This is a genomic window from Neorhizobium galegae (genome assembly GCF_017877055.1).
In the GTDB taxonomy this organism is placed as follows: Bacteria; Pseudomonadota; Alphaproteobacteria; order Rhizobiales; family Rhizobiaceae; genus Neorhizobium; species Neorhizobium galegae_D.
This window is the reverse complement of sequence record NZ_JAGIPG010000001.1, coordinates 970549-984615: the sequence shown is the minus strand read 5'-3', so window position 1 is coordinate 984615 and position 14067 is coordinate 970549. Positions and strand designations below refer to the sequence as shown.

Sequence of the window (14067 nt, the reverse complement as noted above, 5' to 3'; positions counted from 1 at the left end):
CATGGGGAGATGGAGGTAAAAATGCCAAGACCCACTCTCCCCATGCCAGATCTCCCCATGCAAGGTGGATGCCGCTGCGGGCAGGTGCGCCTGAAGATCAGCGCGCCGCCGATCCTGACCATGGCCTGCCACTGTACCGGCTGCCAGAAGATGAGCGCCAGCGCCTTCTCGCTCTCCGCCGCGATCCCCTCTGAAGGGTTCGAGGTGACCGGGGGCGAACCGGTGATCGGCGGCCTGCATGGCAGCGACGCCGACCACTACCACTGCCCGCATTGCAAGAGCTGGATGTTCACGAAGCCGGTTGGCATGGACTGGTTCGTCAACCTGCGCCCGACCATGCTCGATGACCCGCAATGGTTCGTGCCCTTCATCGAAACCTACACGTCCGAAAAACTGCCCTGGGCGAACACTCCGGCCGTGCATTCCTACGAGACTTTTCCGCCAATGGAGGCCTATGAGGGACTGGTCAAGGAATTTGCCGGCCGGGACTAATTTTCTAGTCCACCCTGTCGGCATCGCCTCCCCCCGTCCGTCCTTGCATCGTCCGCCATGGACGCAAACGATCCGAACAGGAGGAAAATCATGGATACGAGTGCAAAGACGAACGACAACCAGGTAGCTTCACCTGTCCGCGGCGGCGTGGTCGCCTATCTTCAGCTCGATGGCGCGATGAAGGCCGCGGAATATTACAGACAGGCCCTCGGCGCCGAGATCGCATCCTTTCATCCGGTGGACGACCAGGGCCGCACCATGCACATTCATCTCTATATCAACGGCAGCTCGGTGATGCTCTGCGACCCCTATCCGGACTACGGGCACCCGCTCGAAAAGCCGCAGGCCTTCACCATGATGCTGCCGGTCGACGACATCGATTTCTGGTGGAAACGCGCGCTCGATGCCGGCATGGCGGTGGAGACGGAGCTGCAGGTCATGTTCTGGGGCGACCGCTACGGCCAGGTGCGTGATCCCTTCGGCGTCGCCTGGGCGATGAATGCTCCGGTGAAGGGCTGACCCCGTCCACGAAAACCAGCACGTCACCGGTGATCCGGCGGCGGACTTTACCGGCCTATCGCACCACGAAGCAGTTGATCGCCTTGGCCTGCAGGGCCGAGCAGGCCCGCGTGGCTGAATCGCCATCCGCAAAACCGACGAAGCGTGCGCGGAAGATCTGCCTGCCGCCGTCGGCAGAACTTTCGACGCTCGGCGTGACGCGGCCATACCCTTGGGCGAGCACCGGCACTGCCTTTTCGAGCAGCGCGGATGCCTGATCGCGGCTGGCGGCCGCAGCGATCTGGATGCGCCAGACCGAGCTCGCCGGCTGTTGGGGCGCCGTCGTCTGAGATGACGCAACCCGGGACGGGGCGGTCGGGATTGGCGCGGTCTGAGGAACGGCATTCGGAGGCGCTGCGTAGAGATTGGCGAGCGCCGCCTTCGGCGTAACGCCGAGGGTGATTTCCTTGCGCGGCGAAGGCGTCGCAAAGGCGAGCGGCATCGTGTCTTCGGCCGGCCGCTTCTGTGTCTCGTAGGCGACAAGGCCGCCGGATGCGGCATTGTTGTTGCCCGGCACATACTGGTCGAGAAGCGCCGCCATCTGGTCGTCGCGCTTGCGGGCGGTCTTGCCGCCCATGACCACGCCGATCACCCGCCGGCCGTCGATGGTGACGGCGCTGGCGATATTGTAGCCGGAAGCGTTGGTAAAGCCGGTCTTGACGCCGTCCATGCCGGGATAACGATACATGAGGTTGTTGTGGCCGCGCAGGCGCTTGCCGCGGAACTCCATGTTCCTGGCCGAAAACAGCTGGTATTCCCGGGGAAAGTCGCGGATGAGCGCAAGAGCCAGCTGGGCCATGTCGCGCGCCGTGGTCACCTGGGAGCCATCCGGCAGGCCGGACGCATTGCGGAACACGGTGCGGCTCATGCCGAGCGCTCGCGCCTTCCTGGTCATCATCTCCCCGAAACGGTCTTCCGAACCGCCGAGATAATCGCCCATCGTTGCAGCCGCGTCATTGGCCGAGCGCACGATCATGCCGTTGACGGCCTCTCGCACGGTAATTGTCCGGCCGGCGGGCACACCGAGCTTGGAGGGAATCTTGGACGCCGCATTCGGCGTCACGGGGATGTCCTGGTCCCATTTCAGGCGGCCCTCGCGCAGCGCCTCGAAGGTCATGTAGAGCGTCATCATCTTGGTGAGTGATGCCGGATGGTTGATCTCGTCGGCATTCTCCGACGCCAGAACCTTGCCGCTCTTCACATCATAGATGAAATGGGCGTAGCCGGCCTCGGCCGGAACGCGGCTGATCGCCAGGGAGGCGCCAAGCACCAAGAGGAAAGCCAAAATCTGCTGAATTCGAAACATGCCCGCCCTCTCTAAGTCGCCGGCGAAGATAAGGCAACGAACATGGTGCGAAAATGACGCGCTTCGCATTTGATTCTAATTTTCGATAAATGGTTAATCGAAAATAAGGGGTTACGCATTTGTCAGCGTTCTCCTGACGGCATCCTTCCAGCCGCGAAGCTTGGAAGTACGGGTCTTTTCGTCCATCTGCGGCTCGAATCGCCGCTGTCTCGCCCAGCTTTTCGCGAAGGCCTTTTGGTCCGGCCAGACGCCCGCCTTCGAGCCGGCCAGCCAGGCGGCCCCGAGCGCCGTCGTCTCAAGGATGGTCGGCCGGTCGACGGGCGCGTCGATCAGATCGGCGAGCCGCTGCATCGTCCAGTCGGAGGCGACCATGCCGCCATCGACGCGCAGCACCGTACTGCCATTGGAATTGCGCCAGTCCTTCTGCATCGCATCGTAGAGGTCGCGGGTCTGGTAGCAGACCGCCTCCAGCGCAGCGCGGCAGATTTCCGCAGGACCGGTCGCACGCGTGAGGCCGAACATCGCGCCGCGTGCCTCCGCATCCCAGTAGGGCGCACCGAGCCCCGTGAAAGCGGGCACCAGGTAAACCTCCTGCTGAGGATCGGCTTCCTCCGCCAGCTCCCCGGTTTGGGAAGCTCTTTCGATGATGCCGAGACCATCGCGCAGCCATTGAACGGCGGCACCGGCGATGAAGATCGAGCCCTCCAGCGCATAGGTCGTCTCGCCGTTGAGGCGATAGGCGATGGTGGTGAGCAGCCGGTTCTTGGAACGCACCATGTCGGCGCCGGTATTGAGCACCGCGAAGCAGCCGGTGCCGTAGGTGGATTTCATCATGCCCGGTTCGAAACAGGCCTGGCCGATCGTTGCCGCCTGCTGGTCGCCGGCAACGCCGAGGATAGGGATCGCCGCGCCGAACAGGCTCTCGTCGGTGATACCGAACTCGTCGGCGCAATCCTTGACCTCCGGCAGCATCGCAGCGGGGATGCGCAGGATCTCCAGCAGGTCTTCGTCCCAGCGGTTATCGGCGATGTTGTAGATGAGGGTGCGCGAGGCGTTGGTCGCATCGGTGACGAAGCTTTTGCCGCCGGTCAGGCGCCAGATCAGGAACGTGTCGATCGTTCCGAAGCAGAGCTCGCCCTTGGCCGCCCTCGCCCGCGCGCCCTTCACATTGGCAAGCATCCAGGAAAGCTTGGTGCCGGAGAAATAAGGGTCGAGCAGCAGGCCGGTGCGGCGGGTGAACAGCTTTTCGAGGTCCTGCCGTTTCAGCTTTTCGCAATAGCTGGCGGTACGCCGGTCCTGCCAGACGATGGCATTGTGGATCGGCTTGCCGCTGTCGCGTTCCCAGACCACCACCGTCTCGCGCTGGTTGGTGATACCGATCGCGGCGATATCGGACGCCTTGAGCTTGGCTTCGTTGAGTGCCTGCTTGACGGCCCAGAGAACGGTTTCCCAGATTTCCTCCGGATCATGCTCGACCCAGCCGGATTTCGGAAAAATCTGGGTGAATTCCTTCTGGCCGATCCCGGCGATCCGCATATCGCCATCGAAAACGATCGCCCGCGTCGAGGTCGTCCCCTGATCGATCGCCAGAATATAACCCGCCATGCCGCTCCTCCCCGTTCATGCAATGCGCCCGCACGGTTTGAGCAGAAGGAGCGGAAAGGGTCAACGGAAATGGCAGGCCTTCAAAGGGACACGCAGCCTGCGTGCCCCTCTCAGCAGGAATCAACGCGATTTTTTGTAAAGCTTCTCGGCGATCTCGAACATTTCCTCCGGCGCGTAGTCCGGCGTGAAGGCGGAGGGAACTCCGACAAGCTGATGGATCTTGCCGCCCTCGGGCATGCCGTCGATCACCTCGAGCTCGCCCGGAGGATCAAGCGGCAGGGCGACTTCGCCATTGCCCCAGATGCCCGCCATTTCCTTGTAATCGCCCGGGCTGAAGGTGTAGAGGCGACGATGCGATCCCTCGTCCAGATACTTCTGGCATTCCGGGATATTGCCGAGCGGGATGTTCGGGGTCGGCAGGAACTTCTTGATGTCGACGCCGGTGACCTTTTCGAGTGCCAGCGCATAAGCGTGCGCGTGGACCGAGCCACGAACGAGAAGGTATCCGCAGACTTCACGGCCGGTGGGGTCGGAAAGCGTTTCATAGACACGCAGCTTGTGAAGACGCGCACCGCATTCCAGGTGGAAATTGTGGAGCAGATCGACCACGATATTGCCCGTCGTGGTGATGAAGTCGTTGTTCCAGGATACGCCGTTGCTGTTGACGGGCATCGCGCCGCCCCCACCGGAGAGGAAGGCGGCCGCAAGGCGGATGTCCTTCATATCCTCGAAAGGCGCTCCGGAAATATCGCCACCGTCGCCGGCATCGCCGTCGGGAATGTCCGGACCGTTGTTGAGCATCGCCACGCCGTTGCTGACGAGCTCGACATGGCCGAGTTCCTCGGCCGTGATGCTGGCCACAAGGCTGTAGAAAGGACGCAGCTTTTCCTTGGAGCGAAAATTGAAGCTCTGGAACATGTAGTTCCCGAGCGTGGACATTTCCCCGTATTTGCCGCCCAGGAGCTCCTGGAGGGCAGCGGCCGCATTGGGATCGGCCCTTTTGGGCGCAGGAAGTTCCGCTTGCAGCTTGTCGACGCGCATGAACATTGGGTGGTCCTTTCGTTGGAGATGTCGCCCAACCGGCCACTCGCTCGAATGTTCCTCGCCATTTCGACTAGGGGCCGTTTTGACCGGCAAGGCTTCCCTGACGATGCCGATTGCAAGAACGCGGAATTTGCGCATAACCTGCCGTGATCGTTGCGGCGCACAAGAACGCCGCCCAGGAAGGCTGGATCGCAGGGAGATTTGGGCATGAGCAGAACCGTCGTCGTTACCGGCTCCACCAGCGGCATCGGGCTCGGTGTTGCAAAGGCGTTTGCGGCCGAAGGCGCCAATGTCGTCATCAACGGCTTCGGGCCGGCGGGTACGATCGAAGCGACCCGCGGGGAACTCGATGCGCTCGGGGCCGGCACGGTGCTTTATCACAATGCCGACATGACCAGGCCGGCCGAGATCGAAGACCTCATCGCAACCGCAGTCAAGAATTTCGGCACGGTCGACGTGCTGGTCAACAATGCCGGCATCCAGCATGTGGCGAAGATCGAGGATTTTCCGCCGGAAAAGTGGGACCAGCTGATCGCCATCCTGCTGACGTCGGCCTTCCACACCATGCGCCATACGATCCCGCTGATGAAGGCCGCGGGCAAGGGTCGCATCATCAACGTGGCGTCGGCCCATGCGCTGGTCGCATCGCCGTTCAAATCCGCCTATGTGGCCGCAAAACATGGTATTTTAGGACTAACCAAGACGGCGGCCTTGGAACTTGCGGAATTCGGGATTACCGTGAATGCGATATGCCCTGGCTACGTGCTGACGCCGCTGGTCGAGAAGCAGATCCCCGATACCGCCCGCGAGCGCGGCATTACCGAGGACCAGGTAAAGACCGAGGTGATGCTGAAGCTGCAGGCGACCAAGGAATTCGTGGCGATCGACGAGGTCGCGCAGGCGGCGATCTATCTCGCCAGCGATGCGGCGAGAAGCATTACCGGGACGCATATCTCGATAGACGGCGGCTGGACCGCCCAGTAACCGAATCCGCCAACAACCGGGCGGACCAGTAACGGAATACAAGAGCCGGCAACGGCGGACGAAGGAGAGAAATGAGCGAAGCCATCCGCTTCATCGTGAATGGAGATGAGGTCACCCTTGGCGATTTCGGCCCGACGGAAACCCTTCTCGACTATCTTCGCCTGAGGCGGCGGCTGACAGGTACCAAGGAAGGCTGTGCGGAAGGTGACTGCGGCGCCTGCACGGTGCTGATCGGGCGTTTGACGGACCATGGCCTGCGCTACGAAAGCGTCAATGCCTGCATCCGGTTCCTCGGATCCCTGCACGGCACCCACGTGGTAACCGTCGAGCATCTGGCCGGCCGCGACGGCGCGCTGCACCCGGTGCAGCAGGCGATGGTCGATTTCCACGGCTCGCAATGCGGCTTCTGCACCCCCGGCTTCGTGATGTCGCTCTACGGCCTGTGGCTCTCGAACGGCACCCCGACGCGCGCCGATATCGAGAGCGCGCTGCAGGGCAATCTCTGTCGCTGTACCGGCTACGAGCCGATCGTCAAGGCGGCCGAACATATCTCCATCAACCGGCCGAGTTCCCTCTTCGATCCGCTGGAAAGCGACCGCATCCAGATCATGGCAAAACTCTGGGGCATCCATTCGGGCAACGACACGATCACCATCGAGAAGGATGGCGCCCGCTCGATCGTGCCGGCCTCCGTCGCCGCCTTTGCCGATATCCTCGCCGAGGAGCCAGAGGCGACGATCGTTGCCGGCGCCACCGATGTCGGGCTGTGGGTCACCAAGCAGATGCGGCTCCTCAATCCGGTGATCTTCATCAACCACCTGACCGAACTGCAGTCGATTACGTCGGACGAGACGGGCATCACCATCGGCGCCGGCGTCAGCTACACCCAGGCTTTCGACGTGCTTTCCGATGAAATCCCGCCGCTCGGCCGGCTGATCGACCGGATCGGCGGCCAACAGGTGCGCAACATGGGCACGATCGGCGGCAATATCGCCAACGGCTCGCCGATCGGCGACACTCCGCCGCCCTTGATCGCGCTCGGCGCCGAACTGACGCTGCGCTCCCATTCCGGCCGCCGGACGATCCCGCTCGAGGATTATTTCCTGAGCTACGGCAAGCAGGACCGCCTGCCGACCGAATTCGTCGAGAAGGTCTTCGTGCCCCGCCTGGCGGAAGGCAGCCATTTCGCCGTCTACAAGATTTCCAAGCGGCGCGACGAGGACATCTCGGCGCTCTGCGGCGCCTTCCACCTTTCGCTCGATGCCGACGGTAATGTGGCAAACATCCGCATCGCCTTCGGCGGCATGGCGGCGACCCCGAAACGGGCGAAACACGTCGAGGACGCGCTCCTCGGTCAGGTCTGGAGTTGGGCCACCGTCTCGGGCGTGCGCGACGCTTTCGCGGAGGATTACCAGCCGCTGACCGACTGGCGGGCGACCGCGGAATACCGCGGCCTTACCGCCAAGAACCTGCTCACCCGCTTCTTCCTGGAAACCGCCGGCGCGCCTGCGGAACTGCGCCGGTTCGAGCTGGAGGAAGCGTGATGGACAAGACCACGTTCGACAACAAGCCGATCATCAACGGCCCGATGCACACCTCGCTGAAACATGATTCAGCACATAAGCACGTCACCGGAACCGCCGAATATATCGACGATATTCCCGAACCCGCAGGTACGCTGCACGGCGGCCTCGGGCTTGCCGACCGGGCGCATGCGGAAATCGTTTCGATCGACCTTTCGGCCGTGAAGGCGGCGCCCGGCGTCGTCTGGGTGATCACCGCCGAGGACATTCCGGGCTTCAACGACGTCGCCTCGACCGGGCAGCACGATGAGCCGCTGCTGGCGACGACCAATGTGCAGTTCCACGGCCAGATCGTCTTCGCCGTCATCGCCGAGACCCGCGACCAGGCCCGCCGCGCCGCGACGCTCGCAAAGATCGAATACCTCGACCTGCCTCACTGGACCGATATCGACAGCGCCCGAGAAAACGGCGCGCCTTACGTCGTCGAGCCGATGACGCTGAAGCGCGGCGAGCCGGAAACGGAGATCGAAAACGCGCCGCTGCGCGTCCAGAACCACATGTATATCGGCGGCCAGGAGCATTTTTATCTGGAAAGCCATATCGCCATGGCCATCCCCGGCGAGGACGACGAAGTGATCGTCTGGTCCTCCACCCAGCATCCCAGTGAAATTCAGCACATGGTGGCGCATGTGCTCGGGGTGGCCAACAATGCGGTGACCGTCCAGACGCGCCGCATGGGCGGCGGTTTCGGCGGCAAGGAGACCCAGGGCAACCAGTTCGCCGCACTCGCCGCCATCGCGGCCAAGAAGCTGAAGCGGGCGGTGAAATTCCGCCCCGACCGCGACGAGGATATGTCGATCACCGGCAAGCGGCATGATTTCCGCGTCGATTACGACGTCGCCTTCGATGAGGAAGGCCGCATCCACGCGGTCGATGCGACCTATGCGGCGCGCTGCGGTTTTTCCGCCGACCTCTCCGGCCCGGTCACCGACCGCGCCCTCTTCCATGCGGATTCCAGCTATTTCTACCCGCATGTGCGCCTGACCTCGCAGCCGCTGAAGACCCACACCGTCTCCAACACCGCCTTTCGCGGTTTCGGCGGGCCGCAGGGCATGCTCGGCGGCGAGCGGATCATCGAGGAAATCGCCTATGCGGTCGGCAAGGACCCGCTCGAAATCCGCAAGCTGAACTTTTACGGCCAGCGCGGTTCGAACCGGACGATGACGCCCTATCACCAGGACGTCGAGGACAATATCATCGCCCGCATCGTCGACGAGCTGGAAACCTCGTCGGACTACCAGGCCCGCCGGCAGGCGATCATGGAGTTCAATTCGCACAGCCCGGTGATCCGCAAGGGCATCGCGCTGACGCCGGTGAAGTTCGGCATCTCCTTCACCATGACCGCCTACAATCAGGCGGGCGCGCTGGTGCATATCTACAATGACGGCTCGATCCACCTGAACCACGGCGGCACCGAAATGGGCCAGGGTCTCTATACCAAGGTGGCGCAGGTGGTGGCCGATACGTTCCAGGTCGATATCGACCGGGTGAAGATCACCGCGACGACCACGGGCAAGGTGCCGAACACGTCCGCCACCGCCGCCTCGTCCGGCACCGACCTCAACGGCATGGCGGCCTATGACGCCGCCCGCCAGATCAAGGAACGGCTGATCGATTTCGCCATGCGGCAATGGAAGGTCGGCCGCGACAAGGTCGAATTCCTGCCCAACCGGCTGCGCATCAGCGGCGAGATCGTGCCCTTCGACACCTTTGTCCGGGCCGCATATTACGACCGCGTGCAACTGTCGGCCACCGGCTTCTACAAGACGCCGCGCATCCACTGGGACCGCAAGGCGGGCCGCGGCCGGCCGTTCTACTACTTCGCCTATGGCGCGGCGGTGTCGGAAGTATCGATCGACACGCTGACCGGCGAATACATGATCGAGCGCACCGACATCCTCCACGATGTCGGCAAGTCGCTCAACCCGGCGATCGACATCGGCCAGGTGGAAGGCGCCTTCGTGCAGGGCATGGGGTGGCTGACCACCGAGGAACTGTGGTGGGACGCCAAGGGGCGGCTGCGCACCCACGCGCCCTCCACCTACAAGATCCCGCTCGCCTCCGACCGGCCGAAGATTTTTAACGTCAAGCTCGCCGAATGGGCCGAAAACGCCGAACCGACCATCGGCCGCTCCAAGGCCGTCGGCGAACCGCCGTTCATGCTGGCGATCTCGGTGCTCGAGGCACTGTCCATGGCGGTGGCGAGCGTGGCGGATTATTCGGTCTGCCCAAGGCTCGACGCGCCGGCGACGCCGGAACGGGTGCTGATGGCAGTCGAGCGGCTGAAGGCGATGTGATGGCTGCCCTTGCGGCGTATCCCCCTCTGCCCTGCCGGGCATCTCCCCCTCAAGGGGGGAGATCGGATATGGCCATGTCTCGCTCCCTCTCGGTCGGACGGGCTTACATCACCGGTAAGGCTGATGGCTGGGCGAAACAGCGCGTCTTGCCGATCTCCCCCCTTGAGGGGGAGATGTCCGGCAGGACAGAGGGGGGTATCTAGTGCGCGACCTCACTCTTCCTGCGTTCATCACCGCTCATTCAAAATCCATCCTCATCGAACTCCGCGAAGCGAAAGGCTCGACCCCCCGCGAAGCCGGCACCTTCATGCTGGTCGCGACCACGGCGATCTGGGGGACGATCGGCGGGGGGCAGTTCGAATATATGGCGATCGACAACGCCCGGGCGATGCTGTCGGGCGGTGGCGAGGCGGTCATGAACATTCCGCTCGGCCCGGAGATCGGCCAGTGCTGCGGCGGCCATACCCGGCTCGCTTTCCGGCCGCTGACGCCGGAGCTCGCCGAGATGCTGGAAAGGCGCCTGCGCGACGAAGAGGACGACCGGCCGGCGGTGACGCTGTTCGGATCGGGTCACGTCGGCCAGGCGCTGGCACGGGCGCTGGTTCCCCTGCCCTTCGCGGTGACTGTCGTCGAGACCCGCGCCGAGGCACTGGAAGACCTGCCGGCCGAAACGCAAAAACACCTGACCGCGATGCCGGAAGCCTTCGTCGAAAAAATACCGGCCGGCGGCGCGGCGATCATCCTCACCCACGACCATGCGCTGGATTTCCTGATCGCCCAGCGCGCCCTGGCACGCACCGACCTTGCCTATGTCGGCATGATCGGCTCGCGGACCAAGCGCGCCACCTTCGCCAACTGGCTGAAGCGCGAGGGCGGCGGCGATGAATTGCTGCCCCGCCTCGTGCTGCCGATCGGCGGAACGGCGGTCAGGGACAAGCGCCCGGCCGTCATCGCGGCGCTGGTGGCCGCCGAATTGCTGGAGATCTACGCCGCCCGGCAGGAGCAGCCCTCAAAGCGGCAGGTCCCGACCACCTGAGCGCCGGTTTCCCTCCCAGAATGCCGCCTCGCGGCTCCTGGGGCCGGCCGGCGGCAGCGCGGTATCGCAACGCAGATCGTCCGGCAGCGCCGGGACGCGCATCCCGGCGGGCTGCAGCAGTCGCCGAAAAAACCGGCGAAACTGCCGCCACGCCAGGACCGGGCGGGAGGATTTCAAAGGCAAGGCGTGGGCGTTTGCGGACAGCATGGTTGCTCCACATCGACAAGAAGGGCTTGATTGGTTGCGACCATGAATGAGGCCGATTGCCGGGAAATTCCAATTCAAATACAGTCGGTCGCCATCAAGAGAACTTATCGATGAAATTATCACGCCGGTTTCCGCTGAATGCACTTCGGGTCTTCGAGGCCGTCGCACGCCTGGAAAATTTTACCCGCGCCGCGGAAGAGCTCGGCATGACCCAGACGGCGGTGACCTACCAGATCAAGCTCTTGGAGGAATTTCTCGGCGAGACCGTTTTCCTTCGCCGCCCACGGGCGCTGAAACTCACCGAAACCGGCGAAAAACTGCTCCCCAAGGTGGCGGAGGCTTTCACCCTGCTGACCGAAGCGGTGCAATCGACGCGGCACGGTGTCGAGGAAACGCTGGAAATCCACTCGCCGCCCACTTTCGCGGCCCAATGGCTCTCGCCGCGCCTCGGGGCCTTCCAGGCCGAATATCCGCAGATCGCGGTGCGCCTGTTGCGCCAGATGGACCTCGGCGGACAGCAGCGCACATGGCCCGACATCACCATCCACATCGGCGCGGAACCGCTGGAGGGGCTGGTCTGCCATCCGCTTCTGCGACTGGACTATTCGCCGATGCTGGCGCCGCATCTCGCCGAAACCGTCGGCGGCATCAGGCAGCTGACGGACCTTCTGAAGCTGCCCTGGATTTCCAATACGAGGGGTTGGTGGCGCGAATGGTTCGACGCCGCCGGCATCGACCCCAGCACGATCCGGCATACGGGTCTCAACGCACTTGGCGCGCTCGACCTTGAAGCCAAGGCCGCGATTGCCGGCGACGGCGTCGCGATGCTGAGCCCGTTTTTCTTTCGGGACGACCTGGCATCGGGGCGGCTCGTCCAGCCCTTCGACCTCTGCCTCGGCGACGGCCAGGCCTACTGGCTCGGTTACCAGCCGGCACGGCGAAACACCGCCAAGATCAAGGCGTTCACGGCATGGATCCAGTCGGCCCTTGCCCATGACCTCGCGACCATAGGCAAAAACCTGACCGGGGCGGTCGCTTAAAGGCCGGGCAAGCTGATCGTCGAGCAAGCTGCCCGGGGCCGCTGCGCACTTCAAAGGTTCCGCTGCGAATAGAGAAGCCTTGCTGCACGGAACGCGCCCTCGTCCTGCGGCCCGCGCTTGTCGCGGCCATCGAGCAGGCCGAGGTCGCGTTGCCAGGATTGCGGCATCTCTTCCAGATCAAGACTGTTGCGGCGGACCGCCAGCCGGCGGCGGATGGCATTGGCTATGCCGAGCTTCGGCATGAACTGCTCGAATGGCCGGTTGAGGATCGAAAACATCTCTTGCCTCCAACGGGATACCCCGTTTTCATTTGATGATTGTGGAGGTAGATTGCGCCGCGAAGTCACGGTAATCCAATCGAATTACCGTCTGTATGGATCAAGAGAACTTATCCATGAAGATGTCGAAACAGTTCCCGCTGAATGCGCTTCGGGTGTTCGAATGCGCCGCCCGGCTGATGAGTTTCACCAAGGCCGGCAAGGAACTCGGGCTCACCCAGACCGCGGTCAGCTACCAGATCAAGCTGCTGGAGGACATGATCGGCGAACAGCTTTTCCTGCGCCGGCCGCGCCAGGTTTCGCTGACCGAGGCCGGTGAGCGGCTGGCGCCAAAAATTACCGAGGCTTTCGCGATCATGGACGATGCGCTCTCCACCATGCACGACGCATCGGAGGGCACGCTGATCATCCATTCGACGGCGACTTTCGCCGCGCGCTGGCTGGCGCGCCATCTCGGCACCTTCCAGCTCGAAAATCCGGGCATTGCAGTGCGGCTTGAGACGTCGCAGGAGATGATCGATTTTTCGCGCGCAGAGGCCGATATCGCGATCCGCAGCGGCAAAGGCGAATGGCCGGGCCTGCGCCGGCATTTTCTGATGCGCAATCATTTCACGCCGATGCTGAGCCCGGATCTGGCCGCCACGATCGGTGGGGTGAAGACGCCGGACGATATCCTGAAGCTCAGGATCATCGACGCCGGCGATCCATGGTGGCCGTTCTGGTTTGCCGCAGCCGGCCTGCCCGATGCCGACCTCACCGGCCGCCCGGTGAGCAGGATGGGTGCGCAAGCCTTCGAGGCGGCCGCTGCGATCGCCGGCCAGGGGGTGGGAATCCTGCAGCCGGAATTTTATACGGACGACGTCGCGCTGGGGCGGCTGGTCCAGCCTTTCGACATTCTCGGCTATGACGGAAGCGACTATTGGCTCGTCTATCCGGAGGCGCGCCGGAATTCCAAGAAAATCCGTGCCTTCCGCGATTTCATGCGGAAAACCATGCCGACGTTCCGGGACTAGCAGTCAGTTTTCTATCCGCCGCTTTGCTGGACGGAAAACCGCCTGAACATTCCGCATCTGGCTGCTTTGCCGAGCCTAATAGCTCATGTCCGGCGCGTAGAAACAGCGCAGCGTATCTTCCGTCGGATAGAGGCAGAGGTGGTATTCCTCATCCTGGCTCCGCCTCGCCTGGCTCTGCGGCAGTTTGAAATCGTGCGGGCGAGTGATCAGCCGGTGGTCACCCGGCCCTAAGATGATCTCGTAGCCGCCGTCGATGATCTTGACGTTCCTGGTCGAGATCATCTGACAGTCGCCGGTATGGTTGTCGCCGTTGCAGCAGAAACCGTCATATTTCCAGGTCACCCCGGTTGCACTGTGCGCCTCGTGGGCACCGGCCGAACCGACCTGGACAAAGGACGCGTATGCAATCATCACACCTGTCAGAATACCACGCATGAGCTTAGTCTCCGTTGATGAATGCCCCCACCACCGGCTCGAACCGCACGCATTACCAGGCTTTCGCCGGCTGACTTACAACTGTCACACTACGTGAGTCGCATGAGCGGACTAACCCTCATTTATTGCGATGCACAAGTAAGCGCCTCCTACTATTTGCAATCCAGAGGATCGCGAGGGAACTCCAAG

At 63.0% G+C, this 14067-nt stretch carries 13 protein-coding genes; 8 read left to right on the top strand and 5 right to left on the bottom strand.

Annotated features, from left to right (window positions below; translation table 11 throughout):
* Window positions 1–21 precede the first annotated feature (21 nt).
* Together J2857_RS04525 and J2857_RS04520 are read left to right on the top strand one after the other, a co-directional pair.
* Window positions 22–492, top strand: coding sequence for a GFA family protein (locus J2857_RS04525; RefSeq protein ID WP_210008824.1), 471 nt, complete (start codon window positions 22–24; stop codon window positions 490–492).
* A 90-nt stretch (window positions 493–582) separates the two neighbouring features.
* Window positions 583–1011, top strand: coding sequence for a VOC family protein (locus J2857_RS04520; RefSeq protein ID WP_210008823.1), 429 nt, complete (start codon window positions 583–585; stop codon window positions 1009–1011).
* Between the two features lie 55 nt (window positions 1012–1066).
* Here the strand turns inward: J2857_RS04520 and J2857_RS04515 are convergent, their stop codons facing one another.
* The 3 genes from J2857_RS04515 to J2857_RS04505 all read right to left on the bottom strand — a co-directional run bounded on the left by J2857_RS04515 (window position 1067) and on the right by J2857_RS04505 (window position 5008).
* The gene (locus J2857_RS04515) at window positions 1067–2356 is read right to left on the bottom strand and encodes a D-alanyl-D-alanine carboxypeptidase (protein WP_210008822.1); all 1290 of its coding nucleotides are present in this window, start codon (window positions 2354–2356) and stop codon (window positions 1067–1069) included.
* A gap of 111 nt (window positions 2357–2467) precedes the next feature.
* Window positions 2468–3961 carry a glycerol kinase GlpK gene (glpK, locus tag J2857_RS04510; RefSeq protein ID WP_210008821.1) on the bottom strand — a complete coding sequence of 498 codons (1494 nt, stop codon included), beginning with the start codon at window positions 3959–3961 and terminating at the stop codon, window positions 2468–2470.
* A gap of 120 nt (window positions 3962–4081) precedes the next feature.
* Complete coding sequence (locus J2857_RS04505; protein ID WP_210008820.1) at window positions 4082–5008, bottom strand: manganese catalase family protein; 927 nt, start codon at window positions 5006–5008, stop codon at window positions 4082–4084.
* A 204-nt stretch (window positions 5009–5212) separates the two neighbouring features.
* Between J2857_RS04505 and J2857_RS04500 the strand changes: the two genes are divergently transcribed.
* The 5 genes from J2857_RS04500 (at window position 5213) to J2857_RS04480 (ending at window position 12152) form a co-directional block, all read left to right on the top strand.
* Window positions 5213–5989, top strand: a complete 777-nt coding sequence (locus J2857_RS04500) for a 3-hydroxybutyrate dehydrogenase (protein ID WP_210008819.1) — start codon at window positions 5213–5215, stop codon at window positions 5987–5989.
* A 71-nt stretch (window positions 5990–6060) separates the two neighbouring features.
* Complete coding sequence (xdhA, locus tag J2857_RS04495) at window positions 6061–7533, top strand: xanthine dehydrogenase small subunit (RefSeq protein WP_210008818.1); 1473 nt, start codon at window positions 6061–6063, stop codon at window positions 7531–7533.
* On the top strand, window positions 7533–9869 hold the full coding sequence (gene xdhB, locus J2857_RS04490) for a xanthine dehydrogenase molybdopterin binding subunit (protein WP_210008817.1): 2337 nt from the start codon (window positions 7533–7535) through the stop codon (window positions 9867–9869). The genes xdhA and xdhB overlap by 1 nt, the downstream gene beginning before the upstream one ends.
* A 202-nt stretch (window positions 9870–10071) precedes the next feature.
* On the top strand, window positions 10072–10905 hold the full coding sequence (xdhC, locus tag J2857_RS04485) for a xanthine dehydrogenase accessory protein XdhC (protein ID WP_210008816.1): 834 nt from the start codon (window positions 10072–10074) through the stop codon (window positions 10903–10905).
* A 317-nt stretch (window positions 10906–11222) separates the two neighbouring features.
* A complete protein-coding gene (locus tag J2857_RS04480) occupies window positions 11223–12152 on the top strand; it encodes a LysR substrate-binding domain-containing protein (protein WP_210008815.1) in 930 nt (309 codons plus the stop codon).
* Window positions 12153–12202: 50 nt separating this feature from the next.
* On the opposite strand, the gene J2857_RS04475 is transcribed toward J2857_RS04480, so the two are convergent.
* Complete coding sequence (locus tag J2857_RS04475; RefSeq protein ID WP_210008814.1) at window positions 12203–12430, bottom strand: hypothetical protein; 228 nt, start codon at window positions 12428–12430, stop codon at window positions 12203–12205.
* Between the two features lie 116 nt (window positions 12431–12546).
* On the opposite strand from J2857_RS04475, the gene J2857_RS04470 reads away from it, so the two are divergent.
* Window positions 12547–13443 carry a LysR substrate-binding domain-containing protein gene (locus tag J2857_RS04470; RefSeq protein WP_245363011.1) on the top strand — a complete coding sequence of 299 codons (897 nt, stop codon included), beginning with the start codon at window positions 12547–12549 and terminating at the stop codon, window positions 13441–13443.
* A 75-nt stretch (window positions 13444–13518) separates the two neighbouring features.
* Here J2857_RS04470 and J2857_RS04465 read toward each other — a convergent pair whose 3' ends face one another.
* Complete coding sequence (locus J2857_RS04465) at window positions 13519–13878, bottom strand: hypothetical protein (RefSeq protein ID WP_210008812.1); 360 nt, start codon at window positions 13876–13878, stop codon at window positions 13519–13521.
* Window positions 13879–14067 lie beyond the last annotated feature (189 nt).